19 protein-coding genes are annotated in these 19,445 nt (G+C 38.4%); 9 read left to right on the top strand and 10 right to left on the bottom strand.

Going from position 1 to position 19,445, the window contains the following annotated elements; translation table 11 throughout:
• Positions 1–113: 113 nt before the first annotated feature.
• A complete protein-coding gene (pgl, locus tag PSF27_RS00095; protein WP_206085328.1) occupies positions 114–1,100 on the bottom strand; it encodes a 6-phosphogluconolactonase in 987 nt (328 codons plus the stop codon).
• Between the two features lie 241 nt (positions 1,101–1,341).
• Between pgl and PSF27_RS00090 the strand changes: the two genes are divergently transcribed.
• From PSF27_RS00090 to PSF27_RS00080, 3 genes are all read left to right on the top strand, one after another.
• Positions 1,342–2,160: a pyridoxal phosphatase gene (locus PSF27_RS00090; protein ID WP_206085327.1), complete on the top strand. Its 819-nt coding sequence runs from the start codon at positions 1,342–1,344 to the stop codon at positions 2,158–2,160.
• A gap of 294 nt (positions 2,161–2,454) precedes the next feature.
• Positions 2,455–3,471, top strand: a complete 1,017-nt coding sequence (locus PSF27_RS00085) for a hypothetical protein (protein WP_272680612.1) — start codon at positions 2,455–2,457, stop codon at positions 3,469–3,471.
• A gap of 16 nt (positions 3,472–3,487) precedes the next feature.
• On the top strand, positions 3,488–4,063 hold the full coding sequence (locus PSF27_RS00080) for a LemA family protein (protein ID WP_206085325.1): 576 nt from the start codon (positions 3,488–3,490) through the stop codon (positions 4,061–4,063).
• A gap of 102 nt (positions 4,064–4,165) precedes the next feature.
• Here PSF27_RS00080 and modC read toward each other — a convergent pair whose 3' ends face one another.
• The 3 genes from modC to modA are packed head-to-tail and all read right to left on the bottom strand — an operon-like array spanning position 4,166 to position 6,732.
• Complete coding sequence (gene modC / locus PSF27_RS00075) at positions 4,166–5,233, bottom strand: molybdenum ABC transporter ATP-binding protein ModC (protein WP_206085324.1); 1,068 nt, start codon at positions 5,231–5,233, stop codon at positions 4,166–4,168.
• Between the two features lies 1 nt (position 5,234).
• On the bottom strand, positions 5,235–5,924 hold the full coding sequence (gene modB, locus PSF27_RS00070) for a molybdate ABC transporter permease subunit (RefSeq protein WP_206085323.1): 690 nt from the start codon (positions 5,922–5,924) through the stop codon (positions 5,235–5,237).
• A 25-nt stretch (positions 5,925–5,949) separates the two neighbouring features.
• Positions 5,950–6,732, bottom strand: a complete 783-nt coding sequence (gene modA, locus PSF27_RS00065) for a molybdate ABC transporter substrate-binding protein (protein WP_272538842.1) — start codon at positions 6,730–6,732, stop codon at positions 5,950–5,952.
• Positions 6,733–6,976: 244 nt separating this feature from the next.
• On the opposite strand from modA, the gene PSF27_RS00060 reads away from it, so the two are divergent.
• Positions 6,977–7,339 (top strand): hypothetical protein, encoded by a 363-nt coding sequence (locus PSF27_RS00060; RefSeq protein WP_272680611.1) that lies wholly within the window; start codon positions 6,977–6,979, stop codon positions 7,337–7,339.
• Positions 7,340–7,753: 414 nt separating this feature from the next.
• On the opposite strand, the gene PSF27_RS00055 is transcribed toward PSF27_RS00060, so the two are convergent.
• Positions 7,754–7,906: an AcrZ family multidrug efflux pump-associated protein gene (locus tag PSF27_RS00055; protein WP_004256731.1), complete on the bottom strand. Its 153-nt coding sequence runs from the start codon at positions 7,904–7,906 to the stop codon at positions 7,754–7,756.
• 231 nt (positions 7,907–8,137) lie between these two features.
• Here PSF27_RS00055 and modE point away from each other — a divergent pair, with 231 nt between their 5' ends.
• From modE to PSF27_RS00035, 4 genes are all read left to right on the top strand, one after another.
• The gene (gene modE / locus PSF27_RS00050) at positions 8,138–8,926 is read left to right on the top strand and encodes a molybdenum-dependent transcriptional regulator (protein WP_272573434.1); all 789 of its coding nucleotides are present in this window, start codon (positions 8,138–8,140) and stop codon (positions 8,924–8,926) included.
• A gap of 140 nt (positions 8,927–9,066) precedes the next feature.
• A complete protein-coding gene (modF, locus tag PSF27_RS00045) occupies positions 9,067–10,545 on the top strand; it encodes a molybdate ABC transporter ATP-binding protein ModF (protein WP_206085319.1) in 1,479 nt (492 codons plus the stop codon).
• A 319-nt stretch (positions 10,546–10,864) separates the two neighbouring features.
• A complete protein-coding gene (gene gpmA / locus PSF27_RS00040; RefSeq protein WP_206085318.1) occupies positions 10,865–11,617 on the top strand; it encodes a 2,3-diphosphoglycerate-dependent phosphoglycerate mutase in 753 nt (250 codons plus the stop codon).
• A 161-nt stretch (positions 11,618–11,778) separates the two neighbouring features.
• Complete coding sequence (locus PSF27_RS00035) at positions 11,779–12,525, top strand: hypothetical protein (protein ID WP_272538833.1); 747 nt, start codon at positions 11,779–11,781, stop codon at positions 12,523–12,525.
• Positions 12,526–12,569: 44 nt separating this feature from the next.
• Here the strand turns inward: PSF27_RS00035 and PSF27_RS00030 are convergent, their stop codons facing one another.
• The 5 genes from PSF27_RS00030 to PSF27_RS00010 all read right to left on the bottom strand — a co-directional run bounded on the left by PSF27_RS00030 (position 12,570) and on the right by PSF27_RS00010 (position 18,162).
• Entirely contained in the window at positions 12,570–13,532 is a 963-nt protein-coding gene (locus tag PSF27_RS00030) for a hypothetical protein (protein ID WP_272680610.1), read from the bottom strand.
• Positions 13,533–13,748: 216 nt separating this feature from the next.
• Positions 13,749–14,804, bottom strand: a complete 1,056-nt coding sequence (aroG, locus tag PSF27_RS00025) for a 3-deoxy-7-phosphoheptulonate synthase AroG (protein WP_272538835.1) — start codon at positions 14,802–14,804, stop codon at positions 13,749–13,751.
• 352 nt (positions 14,805–15,156) lie between these two features.
• The gene (gene pnuC, locus PSF27_RS00020; protein WP_206085314.1) at positions 15,157–15,879 is read right to left on the bottom strand and encodes a nicotinamide riboside transporter PnuC; all 723 of its coding nucleotides are present in this window, start codon (positions 15,877–15,879) and stop codon (positions 15,157–15,159) included.
• A gap of 64 nt (positions 15,880–15,943) precedes the next feature.
• Complete coding sequence (gene nadA, locus PSF27_RS00015) at positions 15,944–16,984, bottom strand: quinolinate synthase NadA (protein ID WP_272680609.1); 1,041 nt, start codon at positions 16,982–16,984, stop codon at positions 15,944–15,946.
• Positions 16,985–17,316: 332 nt separating this feature from the next.
• Entirely contained in the window at positions 17,317–18,162 is an 846-nt protein-coding gene (locus PSF27_RS00010) for a hypothetical protein (protein ID WP_272680608.1), read from the bottom strand.
• A gap of 277 nt (positions 18,163–18,439) precedes the next feature.
• On the opposite strand from PSF27_RS00010, the gene PSF27_RS00005 reads away from it, so the two are divergent.
• Positions 18,440–19,387, top strand: coding sequence for an aminoglycoside 6-adenylyltransferase (locus tag PSF27_RS00005; RefSeq protein WP_272680607.1), 948 nt, complete (start codon positions 18,440–18,442; stop codon positions 19,385–19,387).
• Positions 19,388–19,445 lie beyond the last annotated feature (58 nt).

Here is a 19,445-nt window from a genome sequence, read left to right as displayed (position 1 = left end):
AATTTGAGTTATAGCTAGGCGGCAAACAAGGGTATCCCTAGGAGTATACATAAGTATGTGACTAGGGTACCCGCGTGAAGCCAACACAGCTATAACTCGAAGTATGACGGAGATTAAAGGATGAAAGACAGTACCCACATAGGGCCTTTACCTACAGAATAACGCCCCACCTCTGTTAACTTCCCAGTAATCCCGTCAATCTCTGACACTGAAATATGGTCGGATTTTTGCCCGCTGGAGATTAAAAAACGCCCAGTTGCATCGATATTAAAGCCCCTTGGGTGTACCTCGGTTGGGTAACGCGCCTCTAACGTGAGTTCGCAGCCATCATCAGAAATAATATAGTGGCTAATGTAGCTTTCTGAACGCTCACTGACATATAAATGGCGACCATTTGGCGTCACATGAATATCGGCAGCCCAACGTTGGCTTTCATTGCCTGCAGGGTAGTTTGCCAATGTTTGCATTGTACGATAACGGGTGAACTTACGGTAAACACCAATGGTTGAATCCAGTTCATTTACACAGTAAATAACTTTCTCCGTTGGATGGAATGCCAAATGGCGAGGGCCTGAATTTGGCGCGGTTGTTATTTGGTCAGCTGTTGCTTCCGTTAAATACCCTTTCTCATTCAGATCAAACAAGCGGATATGATCTTCCCCTAAACAAGGCACCCAAAGTTGCTGATTATCTGCATCGACATGAGATGAATGAGGGTTACGCAAGCCTTCAATCACTTGGATCACTTGACTCGGTACACCATCTTGATTCATCGATAACACAGATAAATTGTGTTGATGATAGGAAGGCACAAACAAGTATTTACCTGTATTATCAAGGGATAAGTGTACAGGTGTACCTGGTACTGATGTTTCTGCTTTTAAGCGTAACGTGCCTTTCGTTTCAATCTCATAGGTTACGACGCGAAAATTTGGGCGCACACCAATATACAGGTGCTTTTTATCATGGCTTAGCACCATTGGTTGCACCTGTCCTGGTGTTTTCACAGTTTGCAGAAGCGTCAACTCCCCCACTTCATTCATTGACCACACATGAATTTGCTGACTTTCGGGACTTGCAATATAAACAACCTGTTCCATCTGAACTCCTTAATTCATGACAAAAATGCTAAGCCGCATCGATAACCTAAATGTATTAGGCCACTATACCTTATATTTTTTAAATTACTGTGAGTAATTAACGCCAATGCCGCTATTACCTTAAACCAACATCGTTAAACTAAAACGGTTCAGTTCGTTACTATTATCAGCTATGATGATAAAATGACCTCATTCCTATAGCTCGCCTATAGGTCACTTCTAAAATCACGTGGAGCCGTTTATGTCATACCGCGTTATTGCGCTCGATCTCGATGGAACACTGCTTGATCATCAAAAGAAGATCCTGCCTGAATCGTTAGCTGTCCTACAAGAAGCCCGCCGCCAAGGCGTCAAAGTGATCATCGTGACAGGCCGTCACCATGTCGCCATTCACCCTTTTTACCAAGCGCTTGATCTGGATACTCCTGCTATTTGCTGTAACGGTACTTACCTTTATGACTATCTCGGGAAAAAAGTTCTCAAATCAAATCCAATGACCCTCGATTCAGTCACTCAAATGATTGATAAGTTACGCGGAACCGATATCCAACATTTAATGTATGTGGATAACGCGATGTTATATAACGCAAAAACTGAAGGTATTACGCGCACATTAAATTGGGCTGATTCATTACCCGCCGCACAACGTCCAACCATTGAGTTTGTTGAAGACTATGCGGATGTGATGCATAACTATGATTCTATTTGGAAATTTGCGGTTAGCTCACAAAATAAAGAGCAGTTACACCAAGTCGTCAACGAAATCGAAAATGATTTTGGCTTAGATTGTGAATGGTCTTGGATGGATCAGGTGGATGTGGGTCGTAAAGGAAATAGTAAAGGCCAACGTTTAAAAGAGTGGGTTGAATCCCAAGGTATGACAATGGAAAATGTTGTCGCTTTTGGTGATAATTTCAATGACTTAAGCATGCTTACCACCGCAGGCCTCGGCGTCGCAATGGGCAACGCTGTCGATGAAATCAAGCAGCAAGCCAAACTGGTCACTCGCGAAAATACCGAACCTGGTATCGCTGAAGTGATCCGCAAATACGTTTTATAATATTTAAACGTTTTTGTATAAAAAGAGAGAGCAATGCTCTCTTTTTATTTTTTAGGTCATTTCTGAAAATTAATCATCAAGAAGAAAACAACAAAAGCTTAAAAATAATAAATAATACTATTTTATTCTGCATCTTTATCGCCTCTGGGAAAAGAGAAGTATTTTAACCCATATCTTTATTATTTTTACTTATATTCCTCAATCTCCATTATTTTCAATCTTTTTATATTTGTATATTAATGCCTCTTTTTTTTAGATAATGCTTTTAGGACTCATAAATATAATAATTTAAAAATGCTAAAACATAATTCTTCTGTCAGAAAAATCATTAAAGAAATTGAATACATCGCCAACAATGCAATAAATCACGATGATTTCAATAAGGCACTAAAGTTAGTACAGAACTTTGGCCAACCACTCAAGTATAAAAATGGTATTTTGTATACCCTTGCTTCTTTGAGCTTTAGTGTTTTTCTCTGGGTGCTATATATCACCTATTATTCCGACTATGATAAAACGTGGGGGGAATACCATTCCTATATCCTAGTTGCCAGTGCTGCCATAACTCTGATGTCCTTGTCTGTATGCCTATTTAGAAGATCCAGAATGAAGAAAATCAGTCACAAAATCTACACTGGTATTGCGTTGTTAGATTATGGGATTCATCCTCAGCCACTTAATTCAGGTATAGCGCATAATAACCTTGAAAATTTTGTCGAATTTAACCGAGGCAACTATTCACGGCAAATAATGTATGAATACCCCACACTTTCAGACACAGTACCAGCATTCAGTTTTTATAAATTTGAATTTGTTGATGAAGTTGAGACCGAAGAAACGACAACCGACAGCAAAGGTAACACGACAACAACGAAGAAAACCCGTTATGACCATTATTACCGTTATGGGATCATGACCGACTACTCATATTTTAAAAATATAGCAGTTATCTCAAGCGGTATCGTACCCCATGCAACAAAATATAAAGCTTCATCAATCGAATTCTCTAAATATTTCAAACTTGGTGCGATGAATGAGTTAGAATTATCTAAATGGTTAAAACCAACTATCGTTGAATTATTACTGAATGCACGAAATACATTTAAAAAGCTCAATATTGAAATAAACCAACAGGGTGTAATGTGTATTAGTTTCTCTGATGACGATGTTATTAGTGGAAAATATTATTATAATCTGGAAAGTATTTCTGAATTTTCTGATGAAATTAGTGAAAAAAATAAGTTACCGAAACTAGAGAAACTAATGACGCTACATCAAAATATCATAAAATATACTAATAATAATTTTTAAAATAAGGAAATCATCCATGAGTGGATTTTTAATTTTTATAGTCATCATCGCTATTGCTATACTCGCAACGATCCTCATCCACAACAGTATTATTCAAAAACACAATCGGCTTCGCCAATCTTGGGCTGATGTGATCACTCAAGAGCGTCAAAAAACACAAATTATTCCTAAAATTGAAGGTTTGGTAAAAGACCATAAAGAATATGAATCATCATTGCTCAATAGTTTAACTCAAATGCGTACCGCAGCCGCGAAATTAAACCGTTCAGCCAATGATGTAACACCTGACACATTAAAGGATTTTCAGCACGATTTTAAAAATGCGGTAAGTCATTTTAATGTCGCCGTAGAAAATTACCCTGATTTAAAGTCAATTCAACTTTATCGTGATTTGGCGAATGAAATCTCAGAACAAGAAGACAACGTAGGGGCTGCAATTCGTATATACAACAGTAATGTGGCAACCTTCAATACAGCCATAGAGGTTTTCCCTAACAGTATGATTAACAATATAATGACAAAGAAAAACCCAGCCATGCCGTTTGATCATGAAGAGTCTGCGAATGCGATTGGATTTAAGCCCTCCTTTTGATTATGAATGTATCACTTTCAGTCAGCACGGATAACGAATAAATACCACCATCTTGGCCACATACTGTTGTATGTGGCTTTCTGTTAACCACATGATTTAAGATTATAAATGACGTGACAACGACACAGCCTTAACTTGCGCATACACCTTGCGGCCTTTACGAATTGACAGCTCATCACGAGCCCAGCGCGTAATACGAGCCCACAAATAGTGCTCATCGCCTAAATCCAGTTTCACATCAATTTGCTCGCCATCTTCAATCCATTCAACCACTTCTGCAGAAAGAATATTACGAATACTGCTAATTGACGGTTTTTCTAGCACCAATGAAACATCAGAAGCATCGACACGAATACGTAATTCTGCACCTTGATGGCTATCAACCCGCGGGATCCATAACTTTTGACCACCGACAACCACTGCTGTCATATCGTAATCTGGATGCTGGCTATGCACTGTCGCACTGATGACACTACTTAATGTTTCTTTTTGTAGCCAAGGACGCAACGCACTGCTCGCCCATACTTCTTCAAGTGGCCCAAACGCTTTAACTTTCCCGTCTGCCATCACAATCACTTTATCCGCCAAGCGCAGGATTTCATCTAAACTATGGCTTACATACAGAATGGGAATTTTAACGTCTTGAGACAGTTTTTCTAAATAAGGCAATAACTCACGTTTACGCGGTAAGTCTAAAGAAGCCAGCGGCTCGTCCATCAATAAAATTTCAGGGGCCGTTAACAATGCACGACCAATAGCAACACGCTGTTTTTCCCCACCCGACAACGTTATCGGATAGCGATTAAGGAGTTGTTCAATACCCAATAACTCAACAATGTCATCAAAACGTGATTTCATTGTTGAGGCCATGCCATAACGCAAATTATTTTTGACACGATAATGCGGAAATAACCGAGCATCTTGGAACACATAGCCAATATGGCGTTGTTCAGGCGGCAAACAAATTTTCTTTTCGATATCCACTAAGGTGCGGCCATTTAACACTATGCGCCCTTTGTTGGGCTTCGTTAGCCCACCAATCACGTTAATTAAAGAGGTCTTGCCTGCCCCCGATAATCCAAAAACGGCAGTAATACTTTCAGTGGGTAGCTGGGTATTCACTTCTAATTGCAAATCCCCTAACTTTTGGAAAAAGTCGAGTTCTAACATCTTACGCTACCCCCAAACGTTTTTTACCCCAACGGGTTAGCCATTCTGAAATTAATAATGAAATCAAAGCTAAAACGATGGCAATAATACACAAACGGGCAGCATCAACTTCCGCACCAGGTGTTTCAATCAGGGTATACATAGCAAGGGGAATCGTTTGGGTTTCACCTGGTATATTAGACACGAAAGTAATAGTGGCACCAAATTCACCCAGAGAACGAGCGAAAGCCAGCACAGTACCCACGATAATACCCGGTAAAGAAAGAGGGATCGTGATCGTAAAAAAGACACGTAAAGGCGTTGCCCCTAGTGTTCTCGCGGCCTGTTCGAGTTTACGGTCTACCGCTTCGAGAGCCAAGCGAATAGCCCGCACCATTAAGGGGAAAGCCACCACCGCAGATGCAAGTGCTGCACCTCGCCAACTAAACGTGAAGCTAAAACCAAACCAGTTATACAGCCATTCACCAATAAAACCGCGTTTTCCCATGCTGATCAATAATAAATAGCCCACTACCACGGGTGGCAGCACCAGTGGTAGATGGATAATACTATCGAGCAGTGTTTTACCTGGGAAATTACAGCGAACCAATACCCAAGCCGTTAAAATACCGAGGGGTAAGCTGAGGATCACAGCGACACTGGATACTTTGAGGCTCAGGTAAATTGCTTCCCATTCATAAGGACTTAACATCTGCAACGAAACACTCTCTTAGTTTTTATTTAGTACGTGGATCAAAACCGTAACGTTTGAACACTTCAGAAGCCGCTGGGGTTTTCAGGTATTCGTAGTAGTCACGAGTCGCTTTATTGTCTTGATCTTTAACGATAGCCATTGGGTATTCAACAGGTTTATGTGAATCTGCAGGGAAAATACCCACCACTTTTACTTTTTGGCTGGCGACAGCATCAGAGCCGTACACAATACCTAAAGGTGCTTCTTGGCGTTCAACCAGTGCCATACCACTACGCACGTTATTGGTACGTGCTAATAATGGATCAACGGTTTCCCATGCCCCTAAGTTACCTAATGCTTCTTTCGCATAGATACCGACTGGCACGTGGTCAGGGTCACCAACTGCTAATCTGCCACCATCTAACAGTTTTTTCCAATCTGTTTGTTTGTTAATTTCGACTTTATCTATTTTTGAATCTTTTGGTGCGATTAATACTAGCTCATTACCTAATAAGGTGTAGCGTGTATTTTCGACCATTAATTTTTTATCGATAGCGTAATCCATCCACTGTTGGTCAGCAGAAATAAACAGATTAGCAGGTGCGCCTTGTTCAATTTGACGGGCTAATGTGGAAGACGATGCATAAGATGCCACCACTTCTACATTGGATTCTTTTTTGTATTGTTCTGAAATTTCATTCAGCGCGTTAGTTAAAGAAGCAGCAGCGAAAACGGTAATTTTATCAGCGGCAAAGCTGTTGCTTGCCATTGTTAACGTTAATGTTGCACTAGCAAGAAGAGATACCAAACCTTTTTTCATTTTAATCCACCATAGTATTAGTTAACACGCTATATATATCAGGACACAGCGATAACTTAAAGTTAAACTACGTATAAAAGTGTGCTGGCTCAAGAAATGATGCAATTTTGCTGCACCTTACCGTCACATGTTAAAAAAAAGGTTAGTTCTTCACGCTGGCCACTCCACCGTTTTTATATAGAAGTAAGCATATTCCACTTGATATTTTATCGGCACTTTTAATTCAAATTTTAATTTTTACGGTGAATTTGTGATTCATCGTGATCCCAAGCTAAGAGAAGAAACGATAGTGCTGATAACTCAATCTGCTTCAAAGCATATTTCCTCCGAACAATTACACAATTTATTAATTGGAAAAATAGATCATCAAGGGTTAATGGAACTCACTCAATCCGCCAGCCAAGGTAATCTTGATGATATTGATTTATTGAATAATTTAGCGTTACGCCGTGATGAGCTAGGCCATAAATCAGAAAATATTTTGTGTGATATCTTCAGTGGAAAAATCGAAGGCAAAGAAGGTATTGACCTCGAAATGTGGATAACAATCATTGGATTTTATTTGCACTTTACCCTACAACTTCACAACATATTCCACCAAACAACCCAATAAAATGCGCCGTCTTTAATTCATACAATAAGCTTAGTGATGATATTCGAAGGGAAATAGTGCTTGGCGACAGAAAAAATCGATATCGCTGAAAAAGACATCGCTTACATTGAAGGGAATATTCAGCAAAATGTGCCCAATGGGCTGCGGATTATTTGTCCTTGAGGCAATCAAACAACTCACTGAAAACCATCAACAAAGCCCTATTAAAGCGCTCGAAAGGTTTCACTAAAATTTTGCTAAAAAAACAACAGAAGAACAAGAACAGTTTAATACCCAGAGCTGTCGACAACTGTTTTCAGACTACTATGATGATGCTTATCAAAAATAGCCGTCATTACGCTTTCAAAATAAAACCCCCTGATTACATTGACAATCAAGGGGTCTATGAGCAATTCGAACTGTACTCGCTACGCGTTACTTGTTCTCAGTATTATGATGATGTGGTACGTGCGCTTTAGACAGTAAGTTAAAGAATGCGCCTAAGCCATAAATCAAGCCCATGATTAAAAACATCACAACTGGAACCATCATCAGAGCAAAACCTAAACTTTTAATGAGTTCTAACATAAAAAAGCCTCTTCAGTGATACTGTACCCACCAGCCTACAAGATACGCTGACGAGGGAAAATTCGACTCTCAATACATCTATTATAAATACAATGATTATAAATCAAATCAAAATAATAACGCATAATCACGTTATAATGCAGACTATTTTAGACAAAATATTATACTAACGACATACTAAACGTGCTTTTTAACTCTGTCACCACCAACCTAGCTGGAAGGGAGAAAAATATGCAGGCAGAAATCTTACTCACACTTAAGTTGCAGGGCAGCTTATTTGCTGATCCACGCCGTATCGCACTACTCAAACAAATTAAAGCGACCGGTTCTATCAGCCAAGGCGCTAAACTTGCAGGTATTAGTTATAAAAGTGCTTGGGATGCCATCAATGAGATGAACCAACTCACCGATGATATTCTGGTTGATCGCGCAACTGGCGGAAAAGGCGGTGGTGGCACCACATTAACACATTACGGCGAAAGACTGCTCCAGCTATATGATTTATTAGCACAAATTCAACAGAAAGCCTTTGATGTTCTCAAGGAAGATAATTTACCCCTTGATAGCCTACTTGCGGCAATTTCGCGCTTTTCACTGCAAACCAGTGCCCGTAACCAGTTTTTCGGTACATTGATTGCTCGCGACCATACACATGTCCAACAACACGTTCAAATCCGTTTAGCGGATAACAGTACAGTGATCAATGCCGCACTGACTGAGCAAAGTGCTAACCGTTTAGGGTTAGTCGAAGGCAAAGAAGTGCTCGCATTAATTAAAGCGCCTTGGGTTAAGCTCAGCAAACAACCAAACCAAACCGAGTTCGATAACCGTCTTGAAGGCAAAATCACTGCACTAGAACGTGGTAAAGATAATAGCGAAGTGATCGTCACACTAACAGGCGGTGAAACACTCTGTTCAACCCTGCCAAATAGTGATGTTGATGCTCTATCTTTGCAAGTTAACGATACGATCACTGCACTTTTCAATGCAGACCAAGTGATTGTCGCTACCCTTTGCTAAATAAATCGGCTTACTTGCTTGAAAAAGTAAGTAAGCATTCACCTTTTTCTCTCGCCCTCCTCGCTCAATTGTTGACTTTATCCTCAATCCTGATTATTCCTGTTAGATAACAAGGTAAATATTCATGATAAGGAAGCTTGATGAGCGCAATAACAATACAACATAGCAGCTTTAAGCTCAGTGAAACACAAACGCTTGATATTCCACAACTCAATATTAACAAAGGTGAAAGCTGGGCATTTATTGGTTCTAACGGCAGTGGTAAATCATCACTGGCTCGCGTTCTTTCCAACGAGCTCAAACCACTTTCTGGTGTTGTCAAAAATACCTTTAACGCTCCTGTCCGCCTTTCGTTTGAACAGCTACAAAAAATCATTAGTGAAGAGTGGCAACGTAATAATACCGACCTGCTCAGTGATGACGAGGAAGATACTGGTTATACCGCTGCTGAAATCATTCAATTTAACCATAAAGACAATGAATATTGCTTAGAACTCGCCGCACGATTCGGCATCCGTGACTTACTTTCTCGTCGTTTTAAATATCTTTCTACAGGGGAAACACGTAAAGTTCTGTTATGCCAGACATTAATGGGTAATCCTGACCTACTGATTTTAGATGAGCCCTTTGATGGTTTAGACGTCTATTCGCGTAGCAACTTGAGCGAACTACTCTACAGTTTGTCTGAAAAAGGTTTAACGTTAGTTTTAGTATTAAACCGCTTTGATGAACTTCCAGATTATATTGAAAATATGGGCGTAGTAGCGGGTTGTAAATTAACGATGTCTGGTGATAGAGAGTCAGTACTTGCTAACACCCTAATCAGCCAGTTACAGCACAGTGAAAAAATTAAGCAGCTGTCCATTCCAGATACAGAAGACCCAACCAACGACGAAAAGCTGGATGATACAACCCCTCGTATCATTTTAAATAATGGTGTCATCAGTTATAACGACAAGCCCATTTTGCATGGATTAACTTGGCATGTTAACCCTGGTGAACACTGGCAAATTATTGGTGAAAATGGCGCGGGGAAATCCACCTTATTAAGCTTAATCACAGGTGATCATCCACAAGGCTATAGCAATGATTTAACTTTATTTGGCCGCCGCCGCGGCAGCGGAGAAACCATTTGGGACATTAAGCGCCACATCGGTTATGTGAGTAACAGTATTCACCAAGAGTATCGCGTCGCGACTAGTGTGCTCAATGTGATTATTTCTGGTTTCCATGATTCCATCGGTTTATACCAAACACCATCGGATCGCCAGATACAATTAGCGTATGAATGGTTAGCGTTGTTAGGGTTTCCGTCTCAAACCGCGCAACAACCTTTCCATAGCCTTTCATGGGGCCAACAACGGTTAGTTTTAATCGCGCGAGCACTTGTCAAACATCCAGCGATGCTCATTCTAGATGAACCATTGCAAGGGCTTGATGGACTGAATAGATTACTCGTTTTGCGCTTTATTGATGTGATGCTCAAGCAAGGTAATACCCAATTGCTATTTGTTACCCACCATCAGGAAGATGCGCCAGACTGTATAACTCATCGGTTAACCTTCGTTCCTGAGAGTGGGAAATATCGCTACGATATTGAAGAGGTTATCCGCAGCTAAAAAGTGTCAGTAATTTGGCAAATAAACCAAGTTGCTGATAGCTTTTCATAAAGTCGCAAGATGCTTTGCTTGATATCCATCATAAGAATATGTAAACAGTGATTTTATCGCTTGCTGTATCGATTCAATTAGAGTTAAATTTACTGTATCGACAAATTAATTAACCAAGAAAACAAATATCACTATTGGTGTCGTATTTGTTTTTCACATTGATAGGGATAAAAAACAAGTTGCTACTGGCGTTCAAGTTGACTATCCCTATAATGTAGGTCAGCAACAATTCATTTCTAATTAGAATGTACTGATAGGAGTTTTAGCTATGGCTGTAACTAAACTGGTTTTAGTAAGACACGGTGAAAGTGAGTGGAACAAAGAAAACCGCTTCACAGGTTGGACGGATGTTGAGTTATCTGATAAAGGCCGCGAAGAAGCAAAAGTTGCGGGCCAATTATTGAAAGATGAAGGCTTTGTCTTTGATTTTGCTTACACTTCTGTGCTGAAACGCGCTATCCATACTCTGTGGAACATTCTTGATCAAGTTGAGCAACAATGGCTGCCAGTTGAAAAAAGCTGGAAACTGAATGAGCGCCACTACGGTGCCCTGCAAGGTTTAGACAAATCAGAAACAGCGGCAAAATACGGTGACGAGCAAGTTAAACTGTGGCGCCGTGGCTTCGCCATCACTCCACCAGATCTGACTAAAGATGATGAGCGTTACCCAGGTCACGACCCACGTTATGCAAAACTATCAGAAAGCGAATTACCTGTGACTGAAAGCTTAGCAACCACTATCGACCGTGTTGTTCCTTATTGGGAAGAAGTAATTAAGCCACGCGTTGCAAGCGGTGAGAAAGTCATTATTGCTGCACACGGTAACTCACTGCGTGCACTGGTGAAATACTTGGATAACATGGGTGAAGATGAAATTCTGAACCTTAACATCCCAACTGCGGTACCTATGGTTTATGAGTTCGATGAAAACATGAAACCAATCAAACGTTACTACTTAGGTAACCAAGACGAAATCGCAGCAAAACAAGCTGCGGTAGCGAACCAAGGTAAAGCGAAGTAAGTATTCACTTTATATTACCGAGAAAGGGTTAAGCGCAAGCTTAGCCCTTTTTTATTATCCTTTGTTCTCCTTCCTACAAAAATTACCAACTCAAGGTGTCAGAAATTCAAATAACCGACTATCATAGGGAAAATTTTTTGAAAGGTTGATAAAACAACGAAATGAATAAATTTAATATCTATGTTTGGGTTGGCCTGGTGCTCAGCGCCAGTATTTTAGGTTCACTTCTGTATATGATCAATGCAGGTGAACTGGTTATTGATGGTTCAAATGGTGCCGCCAATCATGAACTGATGAAAACCTTAATGATCATTGCTTGCGTCAGCTTTCCAATCCAAATTGTTAGCATGATGGTGATGGCCTATAAGCCCAAATTATCAATCGTTCTCGCTATCATTAGTAGTGTAGCCTTAATGCCAATCACCATTGTTTTTGCCATGGGAATGATTTTTTCTGCCACACGCTGGCGTTATCGTCAATTAGAGCCATTTGATACCAGCCTTAATGTCGGCTTTACTGAGAAGGTTGAATTTAATAAACGTAATAACCGCATTGTTGTGATTTCCCTTGGGATCATCAGCATTGCCTTTATTTTATTGAGCCAAAGTTTGGGGATGTTTTTATTTGTTCTGACCATTTTTCTTGGTTACTTTGGTAAAAAAGCAAGTGATAACCTCTATTTAGCTGTTAAAGACGCGCAGTTTTATATTCGCCCAAATATTTTTGCGCATTGTTATCGCATTCCACTAAAAAACGTTACTTATGTGAAAGGTGAGAAAGGGAAAGTGTTCTTTGATATTCAAACCTCAGAGGGGCCATTGCAATTAACTGCGACACCAGCAAATGCAACACCTGAAGAACAAGCTAATTTAAAAGCATTTCTCGAAAAGATCCCAAAAAATCAATAAAAAACAAAAAATCATGGTCAGCTAACAAGCTGACCATGATTCACTTAATTTACTTGTGGCACCATTGGTATAAATGGTTTAATGGGCTCTACTTTTATTGCAGCATCATTAATAGCATGAGCATCTAGAACCTTAAACCCTGCAAGAGAGAGCGTTAATTGTTCTGTAACATCATTTGTTGTAAGTTCAAATACATTTAAAATATTTACATTTTTATCTTGTAAGCTAATGCCTGCTTGTTCAAAATAAACTTTAAGTTCGCTATTTTTTTCTAATAATATCTTACTGTATTCTTTATAGTCTTCAATCTCAGCCTTTATCTCACTAATTTTATCTTCATCTAGTTCTTTATTTTCCAAATTATTATTAAGATTAACAACTTCACCCTCAAGATATTTTATATACTCCTCATTTCCTTTAAACTCTCGAATATAATTATAACCACCATAGCTTTTATTGTTTTCATAAAAGCAATTTTTATAATATAAGCTATCAATGGAGTTTTTCGTTTGATTTATTTTATTATTTAATTCATAGCTACTCTCATTGAAATCTTGAAATATTGACTGAAACTCATTTTTTCCTCCATTAAGATTAGCAATATCATCCAGACTAATTTGCGGTGCTAATTTTAGCGTATTTTTTAATATATCTTTTTTATCTGAGATAAATTTTTCAAATACTTTAATATCGTTAGGTGATTTCTGATATGCTTCAATTTTAACTAATAACATATCTAACTCTTCAATTTGTTCTTGCAACGTTGGTATAAAAGAATTCAATTCATATTGATACATTAACATAAGGATAATATTTTCATGCTTAATATCATCATAAATATCAGGTTTTTCAATCACCAAATCTCGAAGCTTACTACTATTTAAAGTTATTTCTTTTTTATATTTATTATACTCATCAATTAGCCCAACCACTTCTGCATGCAAATCGTTCGCTATTCTCATTGTATTTATTTTATAATTAGCATAACTATATTCATTATATCTCATTTTAAATTCCTTTTAAATTTACATTTTAAAAGCCATCTAGCGGAAAATTAAAAGTACGCCATAAAACTAAGAATGACAAATTTAGTTTTAGTATAATATAAAAACAAAAAAATGATGATAATGATAATTAAGTAAACTAAGAGGTTTTATGAATAAATAATAAAAAACCTATTCTAATAATATGAATAGGTTTTTTATTTAATCTTATTGAATAACTTATTTATTTCGACGCGCTATCACAGCTTCTGATAACTGGCGTAATACTTTTTCTGTATCATCCCAACCAATACACGCATCTGTCACACTTTGTCCGTAAACTAAAGGCTGGCCAGATTCTAAATCTTGATTACCTTCAACTAAATTACTTTCAATCATGACACCGCTGATTGTGTACGTGCCGCCACGAATCTGTTCACAAACATCAAGAGCAACTTCCATCTGCTTTTCAAATTTCTTGCAGCTATTGGCGTGACTAAAGTCAATCATAATGTTTGGAGCAAGTTCAGCCTTAACTAAACTTTCTTTAACCGCTTTGACATGCTCCGCACTATAGTTTGGTTCTTTTCCACCACGTAAAATGATATGGCAATCTGGATTCCCGCTGGTATTAACAATAGCCGAATGTCCCCATTTAGTGACGGACAAAAAACTATGTGCTGAACGTGCTGAGTTGATGGCGTCAATCGCAATTTTAATCGTGCCGTCAGTTCCATTTTTGAAGCCCACAGGACAGGATAATCCAGAAGCAAGCTCACGATGAACTTGTGATTCTGTTGTTCTTGCTCCGATTGCCCCCCAACTCATCAAATCTGCCACGTACTGCGGAGTTATCATATCTAAAAATTCTCCCGCCGTCGGCAAGCCTTGACTATTAATTGTTAATAATAACTCACGTGCGATGCGCAAGCCTTCATTAATATCAAAACTACGATCCATATGTGGATCATTGATTAGCCCTTTCCAACCAACTGTGGTACGCGGTTTTTCAAAATAAACACGCATAACGATTTCTAAGGAGTCTTTTAACTCATCACGTAGTTTTTTTAAGCGCTCAGCATATTCTAGTGCAGCTTTTGTGTCATGAATTGAGCAAGGGCCAATAATAACAACTAAGCGGTCATCATCCCCTTCTAGGATATTATGAATAGCAAGGCGTGCTTCATGAACGGTAAACGCAGCTTTATCGGTTGCTGGAAATTTTTCAAGCAGAGCAATAGGGGGTAATAATTCTTTTATTTGTTTAATTCTGACGTCATCGTTCTGATAGTTCATACCTGTATATCCAATGTTTATTATTTTTTACTGTTGTTGATTTGCATACCTAATTTATCCCAAGCTAGAGCACAAAATAGACCTATGAGCTCGCTCACTGCACTTAAAAGATGAATTGATAACTTAAAAGATAATCGGCATCGAATTTTTAATCTAACCGTTCAGCGAACATCTGTAAACAGCTTAGCGCACACAGAAACAAGGGATTTATCTACGGCTGATTATAAAATGAGGAGAAATATGAATATTTAGCACAATAAGTAGGATCAATTCGCATTTTACAGCGTTAAAAATAAGTAAAACGGCTAAATAACGAGGATATTACTTTAGCCGTTTTCTGTTTTTTTTCAGGTTATGGACGAGATAAAGGCGATGAACCATTATCTTTTGCTGATTTTATCCAAAGTCGGGAGCCATTTAAGGCTATACCCAGCAAAATAAGGTATTCCAACGACATCGCGTATACCCCTTGGATAAAGAAAATCACAATGCTTATCACATTAATGATCACCCATAATAACCAGTTTTCAACGTACTTACGCGTCATTAAGATCATCGCCACCACAGAAAGAATGGTCATTGTCGAATCCCAGAACGGAAATGCATCAGGCTCTATGGTTGGCATCGCCAAATTGGCACCAAGCATATTCAAGATCTCAACCGCCCAAGTCGCAAGCACACCAAATACCACATCAATATTAAAAGTCAGATAGAGAATTGCTAATACCGAAAGCACTAGGGTGACAGAGGCTTTTGGTAGGCTTAACCAGCGGATCTTTAATTCCGCTTGTTGAGAGCTATTCACACGGCTCCATGCATACCAACCATAAATATTAGCGACAAAGAAAAATATCTGTAAAAGTAAATTCGCATACAATTGAATCTGAAAGAAAATGACAGCAAATAGAGAAACGTTAATTAAACCAAACAGATAATTAATCGTTTTCTCTAAACTTGCCAATAAGATGCAAAGCAAGCCTGCTATTGTCCCGACGGCTTCAATATACGATAAATCATACACGGAACCCCATAGAGGAATTTGTACTAACGTATTGGCTGTACTAAAAAAATCCATCCCGAAATCCTTTTAAAGGTTAGTCAATATTATATTGCTCAGTATTGCATTTAAATTATGCGGGTTATTTTAGACTCTGTGCAAAATTTAACATTTTATTCAGCGGTAATAACGCTTTTTTACGTAAATCATCACTAACATGTATTTGATGACTCTGTGAATTCCCTTCTAATGCCTCTGCAATCGCTTTTAAGCCATTCATCGCCATCCAAGGACAATGAGCACATGTTCGACATGTTGCCCCCTCTCCTGCGGTTGGCGCAATATATAGGGCTTTTTCAGGGCAAGCCTGCTGCATTTTATAAAAAATCCCTTTATCCGTTGCCACAATCATGGATGGATTAGGTAAATCTTGTGCAGCTTTAATTAATTGACTTGTGGAGCCTACTGCATCGGCAAGATCAACAATGGCTTGAGGTGATTCAGGATGAACCAACACGGCAGCTTCAGGATAAAGCGCCTTCATTTTTTCCAAGGACTGTGTTTTAAATTCATCATGTACAATACATGCGCCTTCCCAGCACAGAATATCTGCGCCAGTTTGCTGCTGTACATAGCGCCCAAGATGGCGATCGGGTGCCCAAATAATTTTTTCACCTAAGCTATCAAGGTGTTCTATTAACTCAACGGCAATACTGGAGGTCACAACCCAATCTGCACGGGCTTTTACCGCAGCTGACGTATTGGCGTACACCACCACTGTTCTATCTGGATGAGCATCACAAAAGCGAATAAATTCGTCTTCTGGACAACCAAGATCAAGGGAGCATTGAGCGTCCAATGTTGGCATCAAAACGTTTTTTTCTGGGCTGAGTATTTTGGCGGTTTCACCCATAAATTTTACGCCAGCAACCACCAATGTTGATGCAGAATGTTTAGCGCCGAAACGTGCCATTTCTAACGAGTCTGCGACGCACCCACCAGTCTCTTCTGCTAGTGCTTGAATTTCAGGATTGGTATAGTAGTGTGCAACGATAACGGCATTTTTTTCAATCAGTAATGATTTAATCTGCTCACGATAAAACGCTTTTTCATCCGAGCTTAATATCGCAGGTTTCGGTGGGAATGGGTAAACTGACTGTTCAAAATCGATAAAAACGCTCATTTCTTGCCCCTGTTTAGCATAAATCGATTTTATGACTTTAATTAAGTTTAAAACCGAAAAATAAAGCAATTTTGTTTTATATACTAAACAAGATACTCCACTTCGTTCAAGATGTCTCCACTCATTTTACTTATTGAGCATCATTTTTCACCGTTATCCATTTTTCTTAACGGATTTTTATACATAAAAACGAAAGATGACCACTCTTTGATTGATAGCTAGCTGTTTAATGAACGGAGCATCTGTACATACAAAATAGAACAAGTTAACGTTGTAGGTGCATCGAATAAACAATGGCTATCTGCCTACTTCTAGTATAGGCAGATAGAATATTAATATATTGGCATCGGCGGTAAAATTGATGTTATAACATCAAAATAGCTTACTGCCTGAAAGGACGAGGGCTGCCCACGTAAAAAACCTACCATACTCTCTGCTAAATGACCATCATCACTACGCCGTTCCGGTTTTATATTATCTTGATTACTGACTCCTTCTTTTTTATTCATATCATTTTGCATTAACTTATCACTCAATATATCAGCTTTTTGTTTATTATCTGTAACAGTGTCAACGTTATCATTTTCAGGATTATTAATATCATCGCCCACGTCTAATGCATCATCATGTTGTAAATAATCTATTGCATAAGATACATCATGTGCTGCATACCTTAAATCAGCGACAGAAGAGTGAAAAGTTAGTGTATATTCTTTAGCATCTATAACTAACTGGCTAATATTATAATCAAATTTGAATAACAGCCTATTAAATTGAGAACCAATGAATGGATAATTACGTATACTATTTGCTACATCAGTATAATCCTCTGCGATATTGGGTGTAATATTTTTTATCTCTGATGGGTTTTCAATGTAAAACCTCAGTTCATCTTGTAGTTTCTGGTATTTATCTAGCGCCCCCTTAACGGTATGAATATAATCTTTAATTTTTTCTATATAGTTTTTAGATTGAATATATTCCACATAGGTTAGTTGTATTTTGTTTTGATAACTATTGTTATCAAATATATTTTGATGCTTAGATTCAATTATTACTATTTTTTCAGTTAATGAATTCAGTCCTAAATGAAGCTTTCTGATTTTTTCATTTATATACTGATAATTTTTCTTTAAATCTAAAAAATATTTATTCCCTTCCAATTTATTCCCTTCCATTTTAACTCCCTTTAAAAAAAATGAATAATAATTTCATAAGAAATAAAATACAAATTTTATTTTAATATAAAAAAGAAAAAATAATAATTTTAAAATATAAGCATAATAACTCAAGATGCATTCATAAAAATGGAAATTATATTAAACTTTCCATCACTGTTCTATTTTTCCTTGGTTACCGACTTTTAACATAATGTACTATTAGTTGCTAACATCACTAAGTTCCGACGCTTTTCACTCACTTGTAAAGAAATTTTGTCATTTAAGTGCAATTTTCATGCATTTTACATTTGATCCTTCGCTTTTCTGTCCCTTTATCGGTATCTTAGCGCATCCTGTTATATTGAATAGGCCAGTTATGGAATCACCTGCATCGTTAATAAATAAAATAATTTCTATTTCACTACTCGACCCGAGAATTGAAGCCGTGGTATTAACAGGTTCGCGAGGTCGGGAACAAGATATCGACAGTTATTCCGATATTGATATCGAATTAATCGGCCATGGCGTGACAGAACTCTTTCAACAAAAGCATTGGATTGATAACTTTGGCAAACCACTCGCTGCACTTCATTTACTTAACTTGGAAGATGATGCCCCTGATTGGCCAACCTGCTTAGTCATCTATGAAGAAGGCCGAAAAGTGGATTTTACTTTCGCTGAGCCTGAACGCCTAGAAAAAATGAAGCGTGAGGGGTTAGATGCCACATTTTCACGGGGCTTTGCTGTTTTATTAGATAAAACGGGGATCACTGATAGTCTACCTGAAAATGCCAATCCAACCTCTTTAATACCCGTCCCCTTGAGCGCCTGTGAATTTGCTGAGATTGTTACCGATTTTTGGCATGAAGCCCACCAAGTGGCGATTGCATTAACACGTGATGAGTTATGGGTGGCGTGGTCACGAAGCGCAGATATGAAGCAGTATTTTCTGACGCTGATTGAGCATCTGGTTTCTATCCAAGGTGAGCATGTTTGGTATAAGGGCCGTAAGTACCATGAATGGATGCCATTAAAATATATTCAAGCGCTAGAAATCATTTTTAATTGCGGTACAGCAGAGAAAGCGGCGTTATCATTACAGTGTTTAATACGCTGTTTTGCTGAAGTTAGTGTAAGTCTCGCGAAATTACAGAGTTATGACGATATGCGTGATATGGCTGAAAAAATGCAAGAGTTAGTGATTGGTTTTTTATTGGACAACGGATTGTTACCAGAAAAGTAGTCATTTTTAAATAAGGCACAGCAAGGGAATGCGGTGTTTTTGATTAGGTCAGTATTTT

This window comes from Providencia sp. PROV129 (assembly GCF_028482245.1).
Classification (GTDB): Bacteria; Pseudomonadota; Gammaproteobacteria; order Enterobacterales; family Enterobacteriaceae; genus Providencia; species Providencia vermicola.
The sequence above is the reverse complement of the archived record's forward strand: the minus strand, read 5'-3'. Positions and strand labels throughout refer to the sequence as shown.